General features: G+C 43.9%; 19 protein-coding genes and 2 tRNA genes. 20 read left to right on the top strand and 1 reads right to left on the bottom strand.

What is annotated here, in order from left to right; genetic code table 11:
* Nucleotides 1-48: 48 nt before the first annotated feature.
* A tRNA-Asp gene (locus BCU12_RS12135) sits at nt 49-125 on the top strand.
* A 35-nt stretch (nt 126-160) separates the two neighbouring features.
* Nucleotides 161-237: transfer RNA gene (locus BCU12_RS12130), tRNA-Trp, on the top strand.
* 422 nt (nt 238-659) lie between these two features.
* On the opposite strand, the gene suhB is transcribed toward BCU12_RS12130, so the two are convergent.
* Nucleotides 660-1463, bottom strand: coding sequence for an inositol-1-monophosphatase (gene suhB, locus BCU12_RS12125; protein WP_102404509.1), 804 nt, complete (start codon nt 1461-1463; stop codon nt 660-662).
* 175 nt (nt 1464-1638) lie between these two features.
* On the opposite strand from suhB, the gene trmJ reads away from it, so the two are divergent.
* The 18 genes from trmJ to der all read left to right on the top strand — a co-directional run bounded on the left by trmJ (nt 1639) and on the right by der (nt 18802).
* Nucleotides 1639-2361 carry a tRNA (cytosine(32)/uridine(32)-2'-O)-methyltransferase TrmJ gene (gene trmJ, locus BCU12_RS12120; protein ID WP_102404507.1) on the top strand — a complete coding sequence of 241 codons (723 nt, stop codon included), beginning with the start codon at nt 1639-1641 and terminating at the stop codon, nt 2359-2361.
* Nucleotides 2362-2478: 117 nt separating this feature from the next.
* The gene (iscR, locus tag BCU12_RS12115) at nt 2479-2985 is read left to right on the top strand and encodes a Fe-S cluster assembly transcriptional regulator IscR (RefSeq protein ID WP_102404506.1); all 507 of its coding nucleotides are present in this window, start codon (nt 2479-2481) and stop codon (nt 2983-2985) included.
* Nucleotides 2986-3012: 27 nt separating this feature from the next.
* On the top strand, nt 3013-4227 hold the full coding sequence (locus tag BCU12_RS12110) for an IscS subfamily cysteine desulfurase (protein ID WP_102404505.1): 1215 nt from the start codon (nt 3013-3015) through the stop codon (nt 4225-4227).
* 33 nt (nt 4228-4260) lie between these two features.
* A complete protein-coding gene (gene iscU / locus BCU12_RS12105; RefSeq protein WP_102404504.1) occupies nt 4261-4638 on the top strand; it encodes a Fe-S cluster assembly scaffold IscU in 378 nt (125 codons plus the stop codon).
* A gap of 67 nt (nt 4639-4705) precedes the next feature.
* Entirely contained in the window at nt 4706-5029 is a 324-nt protein-coding gene (iscA, locus tag BCU12_RS12100) for an iron-sulfur cluster assembly protein IscA (RefSeq protein ID WP_102404503.1), read from the top strand.
* Between the two features lie 89 nt (nt 5030-5118).
* Nucleotides 5119-5634 carry a co-chaperone HscB gene (gene hscB / locus BCU12_RS12095; protein ID WP_102404502.1) on the top strand — a complete coding sequence of 172 codons (516 nt, stop codon included), beginning with the start codon at nt 5119-5121 and terminating at the stop codon, nt 5632-5634.
* Between the two features lie 84 nt (nt 5635-5718).
* Nucleotides 5719-7572, top strand: coding sequence for a Fe-S protein assembly chaperone HscA (gene hscA, locus BCU12_RS12090; RefSeq protein ID WP_102404501.1), 1854 nt, complete (start codon nt 5719-5721; stop codon nt 7570-7572).
* A 12-nt stretch (nt 7573-7584) separates the two neighbouring features.
* Nucleotides 7585-7923 carry an ISC system 2Fe-2S type ferredoxin gene (gene fdx, locus BCU12_RS12085; protein ID WP_102404500.1) on the top strand — a complete coding sequence of 113 codons (339 nt, stop codon included), beginning with the start codon at nt 7585-7587 and terminating at the stop codon, nt 7921-7923.
* Between the two features lie 39 nt (nt 7924-7962).
* The gene (iscX, locus tag BCU12_RS12080; RefSeq protein ID WP_102404499.1) at nt 7963-8163 is read left to right on the top strand and encodes a Fe-S cluster assembly protein IscX; all 201 of its coding nucleotides are present in this window, start codon (nt 7963-7965) and stop codon (nt 8161-8163) included.
* Between the two features lie 163 nt (nt 8164-8326).
* Entirely contained in the window at nt 8327-9625 is a 1299-nt protein-coding gene (gene pepB, locus BCU12_RS12075; RefSeq protein ID WP_102404498.1) for an aminopeptidase PepB, read from the top strand.
* Between the two features lie 77 nt (nt 9626-9702).
* Nucleotides 9703-10128, top strand: a complete 426-nt coding sequence (gene ndk / locus BCU12_RS12070) for a nucleoside-diphosphate kinase (RefSeq protein WP_102404497.1) — start codon at nt 9703-9705, stop codon at nt 10126-10128.
* A 208-nt stretch (nt 10129-10336) separates the two neighbouring features.
* Nucleotides 10337-11458, top strand: coding sequence for a bifunctional tRNA (adenosine(37)-C2)-methyltransferase TrmG/ribosomal RNA large subunit methyltransferase RlmN (locus BCU12_RS12065; protein ID WP_102404496.1), 1122 nt, complete (start codon nt 10337-10339; stop codon nt 11456-11458).
* 344 nt (nt 11459-11802) lie between these two features.
* Nucleotides 11803-12807: a cytoskeleton protein RodZ gene (gene rodZ / locus BCU12_RS12060; RefSeq protein ID WP_102404495.1), complete on the top strand. Its 1005-nt coding sequence runs from the start codon at nt 11803-11805 to the stop codon at nt 12805-12807.
* Nucleotides 12808-12816: 9 nt separating this feature from the next.
* Entirely contained in the window at nt 12817-13941 is a 1125-nt protein-coding gene (ispG, locus tag BCU12_RS12055) for a flavodoxin-dependent (E)-4-hydroxy-3-methylbut-2-enyl-diphosphate synthase (RefSeq protein WP_102404494.1), read from the top strand.
* Nucleotides 13942-13981: 40 nt separating this feature from the next.
* Entirely contained in the window at nt 13982-15250 is a 1269-nt protein-coding gene (gene hisS / locus BCU12_RS12050) for a histidine--tRNA ligase (protein ID WP_102404493.1), read from the top strand.
* A 92-nt stretch (nt 15251-15342) separates the two neighbouring features.
* Nucleotides 15343-15957 (top strand): YfgM family protein, encoded by a 615-nt coding sequence (locus tag BCU12_RS12045; protein ID WP_102404508.1) that lies wholly within the window; start codon nt 15343-15345, stop codon nt 15955-15957.
* An 11-nt stretch (nt 15958-15968) separates the two neighbouring features.
* Nucleotides 15969-17129: an outer membrane protein assembly factor BamB gene (gene bamB / locus BCU12_RS12040; protein WP_102404492.1), complete on the top strand. Its 1161-nt coding sequence runs from the start codon at nt 15969-15971 to the stop codon at nt 17127-17129.
* 188 nt (nt 17130-17317) lie between these two features.
* The gene (gene der / locus BCU12_RS12035) at nt 17318-18802 is read left to right on the top strand and encodes a ribosome biogenesis GTPase Der (protein ID WP_102404491.1); all 1485 of its coding nucleotides are present in this window, start codon (nt 17318-17320) and stop codon (nt 18800-18802) included.
* Nucleotides 18803-18855: the final 53 nt, after the last annotated feature.

Below are 18855 nucleotides of genomic sequence, written 5' to 3'. Positions count from 1 at the left end.
CGCCAGGCTTTAAATTATGAACACTTGCTAGCGCAAGTCTTCCACTGCGGAGTGGTAGTTCAGTTGGTTAGAATACCGGCCTGTCACGCCGGGGGTCGCGGGTTCGAGTCCCGTCCACTCCGCCATTAATTTTGAGTTTCAGCTCACTAAAACTGAAGATAGGGGTGTAGCTCCAATTGGCAGAGCAGCGGATTCCAAATCCGCGTGTTGGGAGTTCGAATCTCTCCACCCCTGCCATATTCTAAGCTCTAGCAGAAATGCTAGAGCTTTTTTTGCGTTTAGTCATACTAAAACCCTTACTATCTTTTATCTTTATTCCCCTCTCATACAAAGCTATATAGTGAAAAGTAAACTCGCTATCCAGGCCAAGTATTAGGCTATCGCCATTCGAACGTTGTAATTTCGTGATGTTGAGTATTGTTTAGTCGAATTAAAAGTACGGTTCTAGTAGTCAACTAGCTCTTCAATGGGACTAGAAAAATAAGGATTTTAATGAGACAAAAAGAACCCTGTGAAGCTTTGTGCTATGGAAAATGAAGTGTAATCGTTCGGTTCTATTATAGGCAACCGGACTGTTTATAGCTTTTCTGTTGCTAAAAATAAAAAAGCCGAGCTCTTAAGAGGGCTCGGCTTTAACTAGTTCTTATACAGACTCAAGATTATTTGAGAATGGCTTCATTTCCGTTTTCACGAATGTGCTTAAGAATAGCTTTAACACCGCGAGCACTTGAGCCTACAGTATTGCCTGATTTCATGTAATCAGTACCACCAGAGAAATCCGTTAGAATTGCACCAGATTCACGAGCAATCAGCTCACCTGCTGCAAGATCCCATGGCTTTAATCCAAGCTCAAAGAAGCCATCTACACGACCAGCAGATAGGTAACAAAGATCAAGAGCAGCAGAGCCTGTGCGACGGAAGTCTGCACAGTCAACAAATAGAGCTGACATGATTTTGAAATAAGATTCAGAATGCTGTTTTTGCTTGTAAGGGAAGCCTGTCGCTAAGATAGCGCCATTTAGGTCTTTCAATGGATTAACGCGTAGTCGACCATTGTTAAGCTGTGCACCAGCACCGCGTTGAGCGGTAAATAGTTCATTTAGCATTGGGTCGTATACACAGGCAACTTCTGTCTTGCCATTAATGCGTACAGCGATAGAAACTGCGAAGTGAGGAATACCTTTTACGAAGTTAGTTGTTCCATCCAGTGGGTCAATGATCCATTGCACGTCATTGTCTCTGCCTTCGATTAGGCCATTTTCTTCAGCCACGATCGAGTGATCAGGGTAAGAGCTCTTGATAGTATCAATGATAAGTGCTTCAGCTTCACGATCTACATTAGTAACAAAGTCATGAGTACCTTTTAGCGTAGATTCGATTTTATCTGGGTTTTCCAGAGATTTAGCAATATGATTGCCTGCTTTTCGCGCAGCGCGAATAGCGATATTTAGCATAGGATGCATATAAATTTCCCAACGGATGTTAAAGAACAAAAAAAGCTGGCGAAGTATACCAGAGCTGAAGTGAAATGGAAGTGGTGATTTTTTGTCCATTGAAAATTAGAATTATCATCCATCACTATTTATTGATAGGTATGTTAGAATTTGGCCGTTTTTAATCATGTTGTAGAGAAGCTATATGTTAGACAACGTTAAAGTTGTACTTGTTGGTACATCACATTCAGGGAATATTGGATCAGCAGCGCGTGCTATGAAAGTGATGGGGTTGAACCAACTTGTTTTAGTCGACCCGCAGTGTGATGTTGACGATCAAACTTTGGCTCTGGCCGCTGGCGCTAGTGACTTAGTCGAAAATGCAGTCGTGGTTGATACGCTTGCGCAAGCTGTAGAAGATTGCGTTTTAGTCGTTGGTTCCAGTGCGCGCTCACGTACATTAGAGTGGCCAATGCTTGAGCCTAGAGAGTGTGGTGAAAAATTTTCTGTAGAAGGGCAAAAGTATCCCGTTGCATTAGTCTTTGGCCGAGAGAGAACGGGTTTAACAAATGAAGAGCTTCAGACATGTCATTATCACGTGTGTATTCCTGCTAACCCGGAATATAGCTCGTTAAATTTGGCGATGGCCGTTCAAACTATTTGCTATGAAGTACGAGTGGCACACTTAGCTGCTGAACAAAGCCAGTTCACAAATAAGCCGACTCTTGAAGAAGAATACCCTCGGCATAAAGAGCTCGAAATGTTCTATGAGCATCTTGAAAAAGTGATTACGGATACCCAATTTATTTCTAAGGATCAACCAGGCCAAGTGATGAACAAGCTGAAGCGTTTGTTTAGCCGAGCACGCCCTGAAATTCAAGAGCTGAATATCTTAAGAGGTATTTTAAGTTCGATAGAAAAGAAGTAGTCCGGTCAGTTAACACGAACGAATTGAATACCTGACTAAATTAGTCAAATAAATACTTGACCATTTTAGTCAGGTATGAAAAAATCCATACCACATAATTAATGTGGATATGAGCAAATGAGACTGACATCTAAAGGAAGATATGCGGTAACAGCCATGTTAGATGTGGCACTGCACTCTCAACAGAACCCTGTGCCCCTCGCTGATATTTCAGAACGCCAAGGTATCTCACTCTCTTATTTGGAACAGCTATTTTCTAAATTGAGAAAAGCTGGCTTAGTTGCGAGTGTTCGCGGCCCTGGCGGTGGTTATCGTCTTGGAGAAGACGCCAACCTTATCGCAATTGGTTCAGTAATTTCAGCGGTAGACGAGTCGATAGATGCGACCAAATGTAGTGGAAAAGGAGACTGCCAAGGTGGTTCTCGTTGTCTCACTCATACCCTATGGCGTGATTTAAGTGCACGAATTAGCGGTTTTTTAAATAACATTACACTTGGTGAACTAATGAAAGACAGTGAGATATTAGATATCTCAGATCGTCAAGATATTAAGTTAGCAGTCACACAAGGTGTATCAGAAAAAATGCCTCGCGCGACAACGATTCGCGCAAGTGTTCGCTCATAGCGAAACGGATTTACATTGGAGTAATAAATGAAACTGCCTATTTATTTTGACTATTCAGCAACCTGCCCAGTCGACCCTCGAGTTGCAGAAAAGATGGTTCAGTGCATGACGATGGATGGCAATTTTGGTAACCCTGCCTCTCGTTCTCACCGCTACGGTTGGCAAGCTGAAGAGTCAGTTGATAATGCACGTGAGCAGATCGCTGACCTTCTAAATGCAGATCCACGCGAAATCGTATTCACTTCTGGTGCAACAGAATCAGACAACTTAGCGATTAAAGGTGCGGCGCATTTTTACGGTAAGAAAGGTAAGCATATTATTACCTGTAAAACCGAACATAAAGCTGTATTGGATCCATGCCGACAACTAGAGCGTGAAGGTTACGAGGTGACATATCTTGAACCTGAATCAAACGGTATTATTGACTTAAGTAAGCTTCAAGAAGCAATGCGTGATGACACTGTGCTTGTTTCTATTATGCATGTGAATAACGAAATTGGCGTTATTCAAGACATCACATCTATTGGTGAGATTTGTCGCGAACGTAAGATTGTATTCCACGTCGATGCAGCTCAATCAGCAGGCAAAATTCCGCTGGATGTAAAAGAGATGAAAGTTGATCTTATCTCTCTTTCTGCTCACAAAGCATACGGCCCTAAAGGTATTGGCGCACTTTACGTGAGTCGTAAACCTCGCATACGCCTAGAAGCGCAAATGCATGGTGGTGGTCATGAGCGTGGTTTCCGTTCAGGTACATTAGCGACGCACCAAATTGTAGGAATGGGCGAAGCGTTCGCTATTGCTAAGCAAGACATGCAGAAAGATTTCGAACATGCAAAAGCCTTGCGTGAGCGCCTACTTAACGGTGTTATCGATCTTGAAGCTGTTACTGTGAATGGTGATCTTGAGCAACGTGTACCTCATAACTTGAACGTAAGTTTTGCTTTCGTTGAAGGTGAGTCACTGCTTATGTCTCTGAAAGATCTAGCCGTTTCTTCTGGCTCTGCATGTACGTCTGCTAGTTTAGAGCCTTCATACGTATTACGTGCACTTGGTCTAAACGACGAACTTGCACACAGCTCAGTAAGATTTTCATTCGGTCGATTTACGACGGAAGAAGAAGTGGACTACGCAATCGCACAGATTCGTGTAGCCGTAAACAAATTACGCGACATGTCTCCTCTATGGGATATGTATAAGGAAGGGATTGATTTGGACACTGTTGAGTGGGCTCATCATTAATCTCAAGGATATAGAGGATTCGAGGTAACTAACATGGCTTATAGCGAAAAAGTAATTGATCACTACGAAAACCCACGTAATGTAGGTTCGTTTGATAAAGAAGACCCAAGTGTTGGAAGTGGCATGGTTGGTGCTCCAGCTTGTGGTGACGTAATGAAACTGCAAATCAAAGTAACGCCTGACGGTATTATTGAAGATGCTAAGTTTAAGACTTACGGTTGTGGTAGCGCAATTGCATCGAGCTCACTAGTCACTGAGTGGGTGAAAGGCAAAAGCATTGATGAAGCTGCGGCCATCAAAAACTCTGAAATTGCGGAAGAACTAGAATTGCCACCAGTGAAAGTTCACTGTTCAATTTTGGCCGAAGATGCGATTAAAGCAGCAGTTGCGGATTACAAGAAAAAAAGCTAAATAATGGGTGAGGGCATCATGACGCTCTCACCTAGTTCTATCGATTATAAAAACACAAGGTTGTAGTATGGCCATCACCATGACAGAAACGGCAGCAGGCCGAGTTCAATCATTCTTAGATAACCGCGGAAAGGGTATCGGATTGCGATTAGCAGTGAAAACCACTGGCTGTTCAGGTATGGCGTATGTACTCGAGTTTGTTGATGATTTGAATGAAGAAGACCAAGTGTTTGAACATTCAGGTGTTAAGGTCATCATAGATCCAAAAAGCTTGGTTTACTTGGATGGAACTGAGTTAGATTATGTCAAAGAAGGCTTAAACGAAGGGTTTGAATTTAACAACCCTAATGCCAAAGGTGAATGTGGTTGTGGTGAAAGCTTCAACGTTTAATAACCCATCTTTTAGACCCAGTTTGTCTAATTAGATAAGGCACCCAGCTAGGAGCTATGCTCTAGCTTGTCTCCTAGGATTGATGTTTCATGAATCATTTTGAATTATTTGGGCTACCAATTCAGTTTCCGCTGGATGGTAGCCTTCTTTCTTCCCAATTTAGAGAATTACAAAAACGTTTTCATCCAGATAACTTCGCGACCTCCTCTGAACGTGATCGTTTGATGTCGGTGCAGCAAGCGGCTCAAATCAATGATGCTTACCAAGCGCTGAAGAATCCGATCTCTCGCGCTGAATATCTACTGACGGTTAGTGGATACGAACTGGAATCAGAGCAGCAAACGATGCAAGATCCACTCTTCCTAATGGATCAGATGGAGTTGAGAGAAGAGCTCGAAGAGATAGAATCTGCTTCTGACGCAGAAGATAAATTATTCGATTTTGAACAACGTATTAGTAAGCTATTCAAGCAAGAGCTAGGTAATCTTGAAGCCGCTCTTGAGAAGGCTGAGTGGTCACTCGCGGCGAATCTTGTTCGAAAACTAAAGTTTATTGATAAACTGCTACAGCAAATAGAACAGGTTGAAGATCGCTTGCTTGGTTAATTTGGGCATTAACGAGACAATCAACGTTCATCTAGACGAAAGCACATAATACAAAAGCTAATTAGAACATTTAAGGACGCTTCAATGGCACTACTTCAAATTGCCGAACCAGGACAAAGTTCTGCTCCTCATCAACATAAATTGGCAGCAGGGATCGACTTAGGTACAACGAATTCGCTCGTTGCTTCGGTCAGAAGCGGAAAAGCAGCTCCGCTTAAAAATGATCACGGTAAAAGCATCCTTCCCTCAGTCGTCCATTATTCTGAAGATACTTTAGACGTTGGGCAGTCTGCACTCGATAACGCAGAACGTGATCCTGAGAATACCGTCATTTCTGTTAAGCGATTGATCGGTCGATCTCTCCAAGATATTAATAACCGTTATCCTACACTCCCTTACCAATTTGAAGAGAGTGATAATGGTTTGCCTGTAATACAAACGAAGCAAGGCACCAAGAATCCGATTCAAGTTTCATCTGATATCTTGAAAACCCTGGGTCAACGCGCTGAAAAAACACTAGGTGGAGAACTCGCTGGCGTTGTTATCACTGTCCCTGCTTATTTTGACGATGCGCAAAGAGCGGGCACTAAAGATGCTGCCAACTTAGCGGGCCTTCATGTTTTACGTCTTCTTAATGAGCCAACCGCTGCAGCCCTGGCTTATGGCCTTGATTCCGGAAAGGAAGGGGTCATTGCTGTATACGATCTAGGTGGCGGTACCTTTGATATCTCTATTTTACGCTTATCAAAAGGCGTCTTTGAGGTTTTGGCTACGGGTGGAGACTCTGCGCTCGGTGGGGATGATTTTGATCACTTGATTGCTGAACATCTACTGTCGAAAATGGGTAACAATAACAAACTTAGCCCTGAGCAGCGTCGACAATTACTGAACGCGGCCACTCAAGCTAAAGTCGCGCTCTCTGAATCAGAATTGAGTGAAGTGTCAGTGCTGGGTTGGACAGGAACTCTTGCTAGAGAAGAGTTCAACGAGCTGATCACACCATTGATCAAGAAAACCTTATTGTCATGCAGAAGAGCGTTAAAAGACGCGTCTGTTGATGCCGATGAGGTTATGGAAGTGGTGATGGTCGGTGGTTCTACCAGAACGCTACAGGTAAGAGATTTAGTCGGAAACTTCTTTGGTCGAACACCGCTTACCGATATCAATCCCGATGAAGTTGTCGCGATTGGCGCAGCAATTCAAGCTGATGTTCTTGCGGGCAATAAGCCAGATTCAGAAATGTTACTGCTGGATGTTATTCCACTTTCTCTTGGTATTGAAACCATGGGAGGGCTGGTAGAGAAGATCATTCCTCGTAATACAACCATACCCGTAGCAAAAGCCCAAGAGTTTACAACATTCAAAGATGGCCAAACCGCGATGACAGTACACACTGTACAGGGGGAGCGTGAAATGGTTGATGATTGTCGCTCATTAGCGCGCTTTGCTTTGAAAGGCATTCCTCCTATGACGGCAGGTGCTGCGCATATTCGTGTTACCTACCAAGTGGATGCGGATGGGCTTCTCTCAGTTACGGCTATGGAGAAGAGCACGGGTGTTCAATCGGAAATTCAAGTTAAGCCTTCTTACGGCTTGAGCGATACTGAAGTTGCCAACATGCTTAAAGACTCCATGACCTTTGCAAAAGAGGACATGGATGCTCGCTCATTGGCGGAGCAGCGTGTTGAAGCTGACCGTGTCATTGAAGGCCTTATTGCCGCAATGCACCTAGATGGTGACGAGCTGCTTTCGGCAGAAGAAAAACAGCAATTGTTAAACGCGATTGAGACTTTGATTGAGCTTCGAAATGGTAATGATGCAGATGCTATTGAACATGGCATTAAGCTTACCGACCAAGCAAGCCAAGACTTTGCTTCTCGTCGTATGGACAAATCTATTCGTACTGCGCTTTCAGGCCAGTCAGTTGATGATATTTAAGAGATTGAATTTATGCCTAAAATAGTAGTATTACCTCACGAAGATCTTTGCCCAGAAGGCGCAGTACTGGAAGCTAAAAAAGGTGAGACGGTTTTAGATGTAGCACTTAAAAATGGTATTGGTATCGAGCACGCATGTGAGAAGTCTTGTGCTTGTACAACCTGCCATATTGTTATTCGTGAAGGGTTTGATTCATTAGAAGAGAGTGATGATCTTGAAGACGACATGTTAGATAAAGCATGGGGATTAGAGATGGAATCTCGTCTTGGTTGCCAAGCGAAAGTTGAAGATGAAGATCTCGTGGTTGAAATTCCAAAGTACACGTTGAATCTCGCGTCAGAAGAACATTAAAACAGAACGTTAACAACGAGCAATGTAAAAGGACTAACTATGAGCTTGAAATGGATTGATTCGCGAGATATCGCGATTGAGTTATACGATTTGTACCCAGATACAGACCCTCAAACGGTTCGTTTTACAGACCTTCATCAATGGGTTCTGGATCTCGACGATTTTGATGACGATCCTAAGCACTCTAACGAGAAAATATTAGAAGCCATTATGCTTTGCTGGATGGATGAAGCGGATTAGAGCGAACGTATCTGTGCTTTTAACTATGAAAGCCAACATAAATTAAGAAAACGGACCTATTGGTCCGTTTTTTTTATCAAATTGACACTTTCACCCTACATAATGCTAACATTCTTGCGTATATAAAAATGGTACAAAAACCTTTCCAAGACAAGGAGAAACCATGTCAACACAGATGTCTCTAGTTATCAGCCATGAACCAGCAACCCCTAAATGGGGGGAAAAGGCCATATTGTCTTTTTCTGATAGCGGTGCAACCGTTCACATAGGTGAAGGGCACGACCTAGGCACGATTCAAAAAGCAGCTCGTAAACTTGATGCGCAGGGTGTAAAAGCCGTTTCTTTACAGGGTAAGCACTGGGATCTTGAAAGTATTTGGGCCTTCCAACAGGGTTACAGAGGACCGAAAAAACAAAACGTACTTGAGTGGCAATCGTTACCAGAGTCAGATCAGTCTGAATTAGAAGCAAGAATTAAAGCCACTGACTGGACCCGCGATATTATCAATAAGTCGGCTGAAGAAGTGGCACCAAGACAGCTTGCTACGATGGCGGCTGAATTCATTAAGTCAGTCGCACCGAAAGGGACTGTAAGCGTCAAGATTGTTAAGGACAGAGATTTACTTGCGGAAAATTGGCAGGGCATCTTTGCTGTCGGTCGTGGTTCAGAGCGAACGTCAGCAATGCTTCAGCTTGATTACAACCCGACGGGGGATGAAAATGCCCCAGTGTTTGCTTGTCTTGTGGGTAAAGGCATCACATTTGATTCTGGTGGTTATAGCATCAAACCAGGCCAGTTCATGACGGCAATGAAAGCGGATATGGGCGGAGCGGGCACCATTACTGGTGGTTTGGCATTGGCTATTATGCGCGGATTAAACAAGCGTGTTAAATTGATTCTGTGCTGTGCAGAGAACATGATTTCAGGCCGAGCATTAAAGTTAGGTGATATCATTACCTATAAAAATGGCAAGACAGTAGAAATCATGAATACTGATGCCGAAGGCCGTTTGGTGCTTGCTGATGGCTTAATGTATGCCAGTGAGCAGAACCCTGAACTGATTATCGACTGTGCGACCTTAACTGGCGCGGCAAAGAATGCGCTAGGTAATGATTATCACGCATTAATGAGCTTTGATGATGAGCTTGCACACAAGGCATTGAGTGCGGCAGGTCAAGAAAAAGAAGGTCTATGGCCACTACCGTTAGCGGATTTTCATCGCGGAATGCTACCATCGAATTTTGCCGATTTATCTAACATCAGCTCGGGTGATTACACGCCTGGTGCGAGTACGGCCGCTGCATTCCTTTCTTACTTTGTTGATGATTATAAGAAAGGCTGGCTGCATATGGATTGCGCGGGAACCTACCGTAAATCCTCAAGTGATAAGTGGGCAGCGGGTGCGACTGGTATGGGTGTTCGCACTTTGGCACGTATTATTACTGACGAAGCTAAAAAGTAACACAAGCTTTTATGATAAATGCCGTCGAAGACAAAGGCGGCAATAACAATGATAAGTGAAACAAAAGGATATTTTTTATGGCTCTAGAAAGAACTTTCTCAATCGTTAAACCAGATGCAGTCGAGCGTAACCTGATCGGTGAGATCTATCACCGAATTGAAAAAGCAGGTCTACAAATTGTTGCTGCAAAAATGGTTCATTTAACGGATGAGCAAGCGGGTGGTTTTTATGCTGAGCATGAAGGAAAAGAGTTCTACCCTGCGTTAAAAGAGTTCATGACATCTGGGCCTATTATGGTTCAGGTTCTTGAAGGCGAAAACGCGATTAGCCGCTATCGTGAATTGATGGGCACAACAAACCCTGAAAATGCTGCGTGTGGAACCATTCGCGCGGATTACGCAATTAGTATGCGTTACAATTCAGTACACGGTTCTGATAGCCCAGAATCAGCGGCGAGAGAGATTGAATATTTCTTTCCAAGCTCTGAAATTTGTCCTCGTTAAGTCAAATGATGATTGATTAAAGCCTCAGCCAACCGCTGGGGTTTTTTTATACCTATCGTTTTTAAACACCCATGAAAAATACGGTTAAAAAATAATCATCAGTAAATGATGAAGATAGCTAATTCAATGTCGGCTTACCCTTGTTGCTGCCGAATAAAGGCTGTACAATTCGCGCCCTTAAATCCTGTTTCTGTTATTGAGAGGCTACATGACCACAGAAAAAATCAATCTACTCGATTTTGATCGTAAAGGTATGCGTAAATTTTTCGCTGAAGAGCTGGGTGAAAAAGCATTCCGTGCTGATCAGTTGATGAAGTGGATTTATCACTTTGGTTGTGACGACTTCGATAAAATGAACAATCTCAACAAAAAACTGCGTGAAAAGCTGAAACATCGTTGTGAAATTCGCGCTCCTTATGTATCTGAAGCTCAGCATTCAACGGATGGCACCATTAAGTGGGCAATGAGAGTTGGCGACCAAGATGTTGAGACGGTCTATATTCCTGAAGATGACAGAGCCACGCTGTGTGTTTCTTCACAAGTAGGCTGTGCACTCGAGTGTAAATTTTGTTCTACCGCTCAGCAGGGGTTTAACCGAAACCTTAAAGTGTCTGAGATTATCGGCCAAGTGTGGCGCGCAGCCCGTGAAATTGGTTTAGAAAAAGAGACAGGCCGTCGCCCAATAACGAATGTCGTTATGATGGGTATGGGCGAGCCTCTGCTTAACATGAAGAACTTAATGCCTGCGCTTGAGCTTATGCTTGATGATCTTGGTTTTGGTTTATCTAAGCGTCGTGTAACGGTATCTACCTCTGGTGTTGTTTCTGGTTTGGATCAAATGACAGGCAATATTGATGTTGCCTTGGCTATCTCTCTACATGCAGCGAATGACAAGCTAAGAAGTGAGATCATGCCAATCAATGATCGCTGGGATATTCAAGACTTCTTAGCTTCTGTTCGTCGCTATATTGCCTCATCAAATGCAAATCGTGGACGAGTGACCGTTGAGTATATCCTTCTTGACCATGTCAACGATGGAATGGAGCATGCGAGAGAACTTGGCGAGTTGATGAAAGATACACCGTGTAAGTTTAATCTGATTCCTTTTAATCCATACCCAGGTTCACCGTATAAGAAACCAAGTAATTCCAGAATCGATCGTTTTATGAAAACACTCATGGAATACGGTTTTACGGTCACAACTCGTAAAACACGCGGCGATGATATTGATGCGGCATGTGGGCAACTCGTCGGTGATGTAATTGATAGGACTAAGCGAACTAAATTAAAAGCCTCGGTTGGCGAAGAGATTCCAACGAAATCGATTTAATCGAAACCTTTGATACAAAGCCAGAGCATGCTCTGGCTTTGTTGTTTTTACATTTTGAAATCAAAATCGCGCATATCTATGTAAAATTTATGAAAAACCTTGACCTGCCTGTGATTTTCGCTGCATGGGCGTATTGTTAATCAGTCAATATCAATTAGAATTGCTAATTAACCTGAAATTGTAATTGTGCGTCAGGTTTTAGAAGAAAATACCTCGATATTAGCGGTATAAAGTGAGATTAATCCCTTAACAACTAACTGTTTTTGTACATTGAAGTAACTACCAACTATAACTAATAAAAGTTTACGTACGGCAAGAACACCTAAACGAGAAGTACAATACCGATGATTAGCGAGCAAGATATTGCAATTTCAGAGCCTAAAGAGGCTGAAAAGAAAAAAGAAGCAGGAACAATTTTAAAAGAACGCCGAATTGAATTGGGGCTTACTCAAAAGCAGATAGCTGATCGCTTGCGTTTACGTATCTCTATTATTGAAGGTATTGAAGAGAATAATTTTGAATCAGGGCAAGTCGCTACTTTTATTCGAGGTTACTTACGCTCTTACGCAAGAGCCGTCAATATCGATGAATCCGTTGTTTTATCTGCGCTAGCGGATTGTGGTGAAGCTCAACATCAAGAGCAACAAATGATGAGCTTCTCAGGGAAAACGAAAAGAGAACGCCATGATAGCCGCGTTATGATGGTGACATGGGGCATATTGGCCATCATTATCGCTATCTCCTCAATTTGGTGGTGGCAGAATCAACTTCAAGATACGCTTATTGTATCAAGCTCTGAAGAACCGGCATCGGAAGCGGTTCAACCATCGTTAGAATTAGGCAATGAAGTTGATGTATCCACTATTGATATCGTTGAGCCTATCGAAACTGAGCTTCCAGCCGTTTTGCCTGAACCGGCAATCCAAGAAGAAATCGAAAACCAGCCTAGTGTCGATGCTGTTAGCAACACCACGCAGGAAGAGCCTAACACCACCTCAATTGCTGAAAACACAGTAATTGCAGACGACGCTAATTTTGAAGAAGTCAATGAAGAGCAGATTCGCCAGATTGATGAAGCGGTGAACTCTAGTGATAACACAACGACTGCGCGTCTTAATCCTATTACTATGTCGTTTAATGCCGATTGTTGGATTCAGGTAAAAGACGCCTCAGGAAAAGTCATTTCTACAGGCATCAAAAAGGCTGGTCAAAGCCTAAACTTCGAGGCTGAAGCGCCACTTAGTGTGATTCTTGGTGCACCAGAAAGTGTTTCAATGACATTTGCGAGTGAACCTGTCGACCTTTCTGGGTATACTTCAGGTAAAGTAGCCAGATTCACCTTACCTTAGAAACTAACTATGCAATACGAATCCCCTATAAAACGTCGTCCATCGACACGAATATACGTCGGTGACGTGCCTATTGGTGATGGTGCTCCCATTGCTGTTCAGTCTATGACGAATACGCGTACCACTGATGTCGCTGCTACGGTTGCTCAAATTCAAGCGCTTGAGCGAGTTGGCGCGGATATCGTTCGCGTCTCTGTGCCGACGATGGATGCAGCAGAAGCCTTCAAGCAGATTAAACAGCAGGTATCTGTTCCTTTAGTCGCGGATATTCATTTCGACTACCGAATCGCACTGAAGGTTGCTGAATACGGAGTCGACTGTCTTAGAATCAATCCGGGTAACATCGGCTCTGAAGCTCGCGTTCGATCGGTTGTGGATTGCGCGAGAGACAAAAACATTCCAATTCGTATTGGGGTTAATGGTGGCTCTTTAGAAAAAGAGATACAGATTAAGTATCGCGAACCAACGCCGGCGGCGTTAGTTGAATCGGCAATGCGACATGTCGATATCTTGGATCGCCTAAACTTTGACAAATTTAAAGTCAGTGTTAAAGCATCTGACGTTTTCTTAGCGGTTGACTCATACCGCCTATTAGCCAAAGAAATTGATCAGCCACTTCATTTGGGGATCACTGAAGCGGGTGGTATGCGAGCTGGAGCGGTTAAATCTTCTGTTGGTTTAGGAATGCTCTTAGCTGAAGGCATTGGTGATACGCTAAGAATCTCATTAGCTGCCGATCCAGTTGAAGAAATCAAAGTCGGTTTTGATATTCTGAAATCTTTGAGAATTCGTTCTCGAGGCATTAATTTTATTGCTTGCCCAAGTTGCTCCCGCCAAGAATTTGATGTGATCAGCACTGTTAACGCATTAGAAGAGCGCCTTGAGGACATTATTACACCGTTAGACGTATCCATTATTGGTTGTGTCGTTAATGGACCTGGCGAAGCTGAAGTCTCGCATTTAGGCCTTGCGGGCAGTAATAAGAAAAGCGCTTTTTATGAAGACGGCAAACGTCAAAAAGAACGATTTGATAATGATGATCTTGTAGCAAAGCTGGAAGCGAAAATACGTGCAAAGGCTTCTCAGGCGGACGAAAAGAATCGTATTGCTATTCATCAGGTCGACACGAAGTAATCGAAATCAAATCGCAACTCATTAATTTACGGTAAGTATTGTGGCAAAACATATTCAAGCAATTCGAGGCATGAACGATTGTCTCCCAACTCAATCACCACTTTGGCAGAAAGTAGAAAGTGCCGTTAAAAGTGTGGTTAGCGCATACGGTTACACCGAAGTACGTATGCCTATCGTTGAAGAGACGAACCTATTTAGCCGCGCAGTTGGTGAAGAGACCGACGTTGTTTCAAAAGAGATGTACACCTTTGATGACCGTAATGGCGATAGCCTAACGCTGCGCCCAGAAGGTACTGCAGGTTGTGTACGTTCATGTATTCAAAACAGTCTTATCAACCGTGATGAACAGCGCCTATGGTACATGGGCCCAATGTTCCGTCACGAGCGTCCTCAAAAAGGTCGCTACCGTCAATTCCACCAATGTGGTGTTGAGGTGTTTGGCCTAGACGGTCCAGATGTAGACGCAGAACTTATCATGATGACCGCACGTTTATGGCGTGAGCTTGGTATCGATAAACACGTTCGCTTAGAGCTGAACTCAATCGGTTCTCAAGAAGATCGCATAAGCTACCGCACTGCGTTAGTGGCTTTCCTAGAGCAACACATTGATGTGCTCGACGAAGACTGCAAGCGTCGTATGCATACTAATCCTCTACGTGTACTTGATACTAAGAACCCTGATGTTCAGGCCATCTTAGGTGACGCCCCTCGACTATCTGAATATCTCGGTGAAGAGTCAAAGCAACATTTCGCGGGTTTATGTGAACTTCTTGATGCTGCAGATATCCAATATACCGTTAATGAGCGCTTAGTTCGTGGGCTCGATTACTACAATCGTACGGTTTTTGAATGGATTACCGAGAGCTTAGGCGCGCAAGGCACAGTTTGTGGCGGCGGCCGTTACGATGGCCTAGTCGAACAGCTAGGTGGTAAACCGACGAATGCAGTTGGCTTTGCAATGGGTCTAGAGCGCCTGGTTCTGATGATGGAAACCTTAGAGTTGACCGATGTTCGTCGCAATGTCGACGTTTACATGGTGACTGCCGGTGAAGGCACCATGATGGCTGGTATGAAGTTGGCCGAGCAGCTACGTGATCAGGTTCCTGGTGTTCGAATTATGAATCACTTTGGTGGTGGTAATTTTAAGAAGCAGTTTAAACGTGCTGATAAAGTCGGCTCGGCTATTGCCCTTGTGCTTGGCGAAAATGAAGTCGCAGATAATACGGTTGTATTAAAAGACCTAGTAGCAGGTACGCAAGATACGTACGCTCAAGTTGATGTGGCCGCCAAATTAGCTGAGCTTATTTAGAAGTAGACTAGGTCTATTACGTAAATCTCAGTGTGTATTGATTTTAGGTGGTGCTCAATAGCGCCACTCATTGAATGAAAGAAGGACAGCAAGTGGAAGTCTACGATAGTGAAGAACAACAAGTTGAAGCCATTAAAGACTGGTGGAAGGAGAACGGTAAATCCGTCATTTTAGGTGCCGTTGTTGGTCTTGGTGGATTATTTGGCTGGCGTTATTACCAAGATTCAGCCATAGAAGCGAAAGAGCAAGCATCAGAAGCTTACACTCAAGCTATGGAAACGTTACAGACGCAAAATGATGCGGGTATCGAGCAAGTTCAAAGCTTTATTGATTCGAATGAAAAATCAGAATATTCCGTGTTGGCCGCTCTGCAATTAGCGAAAGTTCAAGTAGAGGCTAAACAACTCGATGAAGCACTGGCTCAGTTAGAGTGGGCAAAAACGGCAACTAAAGACGAGGCTCTTAAAGCGGTCATTACTTATCGTGTGGCTCGTATTCAAGCTGAACAAGAGAATTACTCTGGTGCATTGGCTGAGCTGACGACTATTACTGATGCTAATTGGTCTGGTCGTATTGCTGAATTGCGCGGTGATATTGAGCTGAGACAAGGTAACAGTGATGCGGCTTTTGCTGCTTATACTGAAGCTCAACAAGCAACCGACGCTAGCCAAACATTGCAGCTAAAGCTTGATGATCTAGCCAAATAAGGGCTCTGATGATGAATAAATTATTGAGTCGCCTATTAGTTTCAACAGTCGTTGTTGGAGCATTGATAGGATGTGCGAGTGAAGAAGACACCATTATTATGGCGCCCGTGCCGTTGGTGGAGAGTGAATTCACTCCAAGTCAGGAGTGGAGCTCATCGATCGGTGATGGTGTTGGGCATTTCTTTTCTAAGCTTGCTCCTGAGTACGCATATGGCAAAGTCTTTATCGCCAGCCGAGATGGCTTAGTTAGAGCGCTTAGTCCAGACACGGGGAAGACGCTGTGGGAAACAGACTTAGAAGAGGATGTTTCAGCTCGTTTATCCGGTGGAGTCGTCGCTTCTTATGGTCAGATCTATATTGGCAGCGAAAATGGACAGGTTATTGCGCTAGATGAAAGTACTGGCGAGTTGGTTTGGCGAGTAGAGGTCGATGGCGAAGTGCTTGCGTCACCGCTTGCGGTCGATAACATGATCATTGTGAATACAAGTCGTGGTGTACTGGCTGCATTAGACCAAGAAAGTGGCACCCAAAAGTGGGCCATCAGCAGCGATGTTCCTAACTTAACACTCCGTGGTGATAGTACGCCAGTATCGATTTCTGGTGGTGTGTTTTGGGGAACGGCGAATGGTCGTTTAGCCGCAGCCATCATAGAGAGTGGTCAGCTTATTTGGCAACAGCCTATTGGAACACCGCAAGGGTCCACAGAAATCGATCGTTTAGTTGATGTGGATTCGTCACCGATTATTGTCGGTAGTACTTTGTTTACTGTCGGTATTAACGGACAACTGACAAGTATTGATCTTCAATCGGGCAGCCCTGTGTGGAAACGAACGTATTCTTCTGCAACCGATATGGCGACAGATGGCAGCCGACTTTACCTAGTGACAGACAAAGATCATCTCGTGGCGGTTGACGCTCGAAGTGGTACTGAGCTTTGGAGTAATAAAGAGCTAGAGTATCGACAGTTGAGTGCTCCAGTGTTGGTTAATAACCGTGTTGTTGTGGGAGACAGTGAAGGTTATCTTCATTGGCTTGATCGTACCAGCGGCGAGTTCGTAGCACAGCAAATGGTGAACGATAGTGGCTTTGCTGTCGGTCCTACAGTCACGCCTGATGGATATGTGATCATCACGCGCAACGGCGATGTAAAGAAACTGACGATCAATAAATAATATCGTGATATAATTCACATTCGGCTCCTCGCTGGTAACAGCTAGGGGCCGTTTTATTGAATAAAATTAAAGAATGTGGTTATAGGTAACCGTATTGCGTTCTAAGTAGGCGAGTTTCGCACACTGATTTAGACGTTTGGCAATCCGTTACCTATAACTACATAGAGAACATATTGTAGAGGTTAATTATGGTACCTGTTGTTGCTCTTGTCGGACGTCCTAATGTAGGTAAATCTACATTGTTTAACCGACTGACACGTACACGTGACGCATTGGTTGCTGACTTTCCAGGTTTGACTCGTGACCGTAAATACGGACATGCAAAAATGGAAGAGCATGACTTCATTGTGATTGATACCGGCGGTATTGATGGCACGGAAGAAGGTGTAGAAACCAAGATGGCAGAGCAGTCGCTTGCGGCGATTGATGAAGCCGATGTTGTATTGTTCATGGTCGATGGCCGTGCAGGTTTGACGCCTTCAGATGAAGCGATAGCGAAACATTTACGTCAGATTGAAAAGCCGTCTATGTTAGTCGTGAACAAAATCGACGGTATTGATGGTGACGCCGCTTGTGCTGATTTTTGGAAGCTTGGCGTTGATGATATGTACCAAATCGCCGCTGCCCATGGTCGTGGTGTTACCGCTCTTATTGAGTTTGCACTGAATCCATTTGCTGAATCTTTAAAGGCTGAGCAGGGTGAAGTTAATGATTTAACTGAATTCGAAGACGCAGAAGAAGATCAGCTAGACCTGACGGAAGAAGAGGCAGAAGCCGAGTACAAGCGTTTACAGGATCAACCGATTAAGCTTGCGATCATTGGCCGTCCAAATGTGGGCAAGTCAACGCTGACCAACCGAATTTTAGGTGAAGAGCGTGTTGTTGTTTATGATATGCCTGGCACCACGCGTGATTCAATCTATATTCCAATGCAGCGTGATGAGCGTGAATATGTATTGATCGATACGGCAGGTGTTCGACGTCGTAAGAATATCAATGAAACCGTTGAAAAGTTCTCTGTTGTTAAAACCTTAAAAGCAATTGAAGACGCTAACGTCGTATTACTATTGATAGATGCACGTGAGAACATTTCAGAGCAAGACCTTAGTCTACTTGGTTTTGCGTTGAATGCGGGTCGCTCAGTGGTTATCGCGGTTAACAAGTGGGACGGTTTGGATAGCGATGTTAAAGAGCACGTGAAGAAAGAGCTAGACCGCCGTTTAGGTTTTGTTGACTTTGCACGTATCCACTTTATCTCTGCGCTACACGGAACAGGCGTTGGGCATCTATTTGAATCTGTTGAAGAGGCCTATAACTCAGCGACTACACGAGTTGGTACGTCAGTACTAACTCGAATCATGAAGATGGCATCGGATGATCACCAACCACCAATGGTACGTGGTCGTCGCGTGAAGATGAAGTATGCGCATGCTGGTGGTTACAATCCGCCAATCATCGTAATTCATGGTAACCAAGTTCGAGAGCTCCCAGCTTCTTACAAACGCTACCTGATGAATTATTATCGTAAGTCATTGGAAATTATGGGTACGCCAATCCGTATTCAATTCCAGAACAGTGAGAACCCGTTTGAGGGTAAGAGCAACAAGATGACAATCTCACAAGAGCGCAAGCGTAAGCGCTTAATGACGATGGTAAAAGGTCGTAATAAGTAATCCAGTGCCCAAGCTTAATGCTTGGGCTTTTTTTAGGTTCATCGCGACTTTCC

Origin of the sequence: Vibrio sp. 10N.261.55.A7 (genome assembly GCF_002877365.1) — a bacterium.
GTDB lineage: Bacteria > Pseudomonadota > Gammaproteobacteria > Enterobacterales > Vibrionaceae > Vibrio.
The sequence above is the reverse complement of the archived record's forward strand: the minus strand, read 5'-3'. Positions and strand labels throughout refer to the sequence as shown.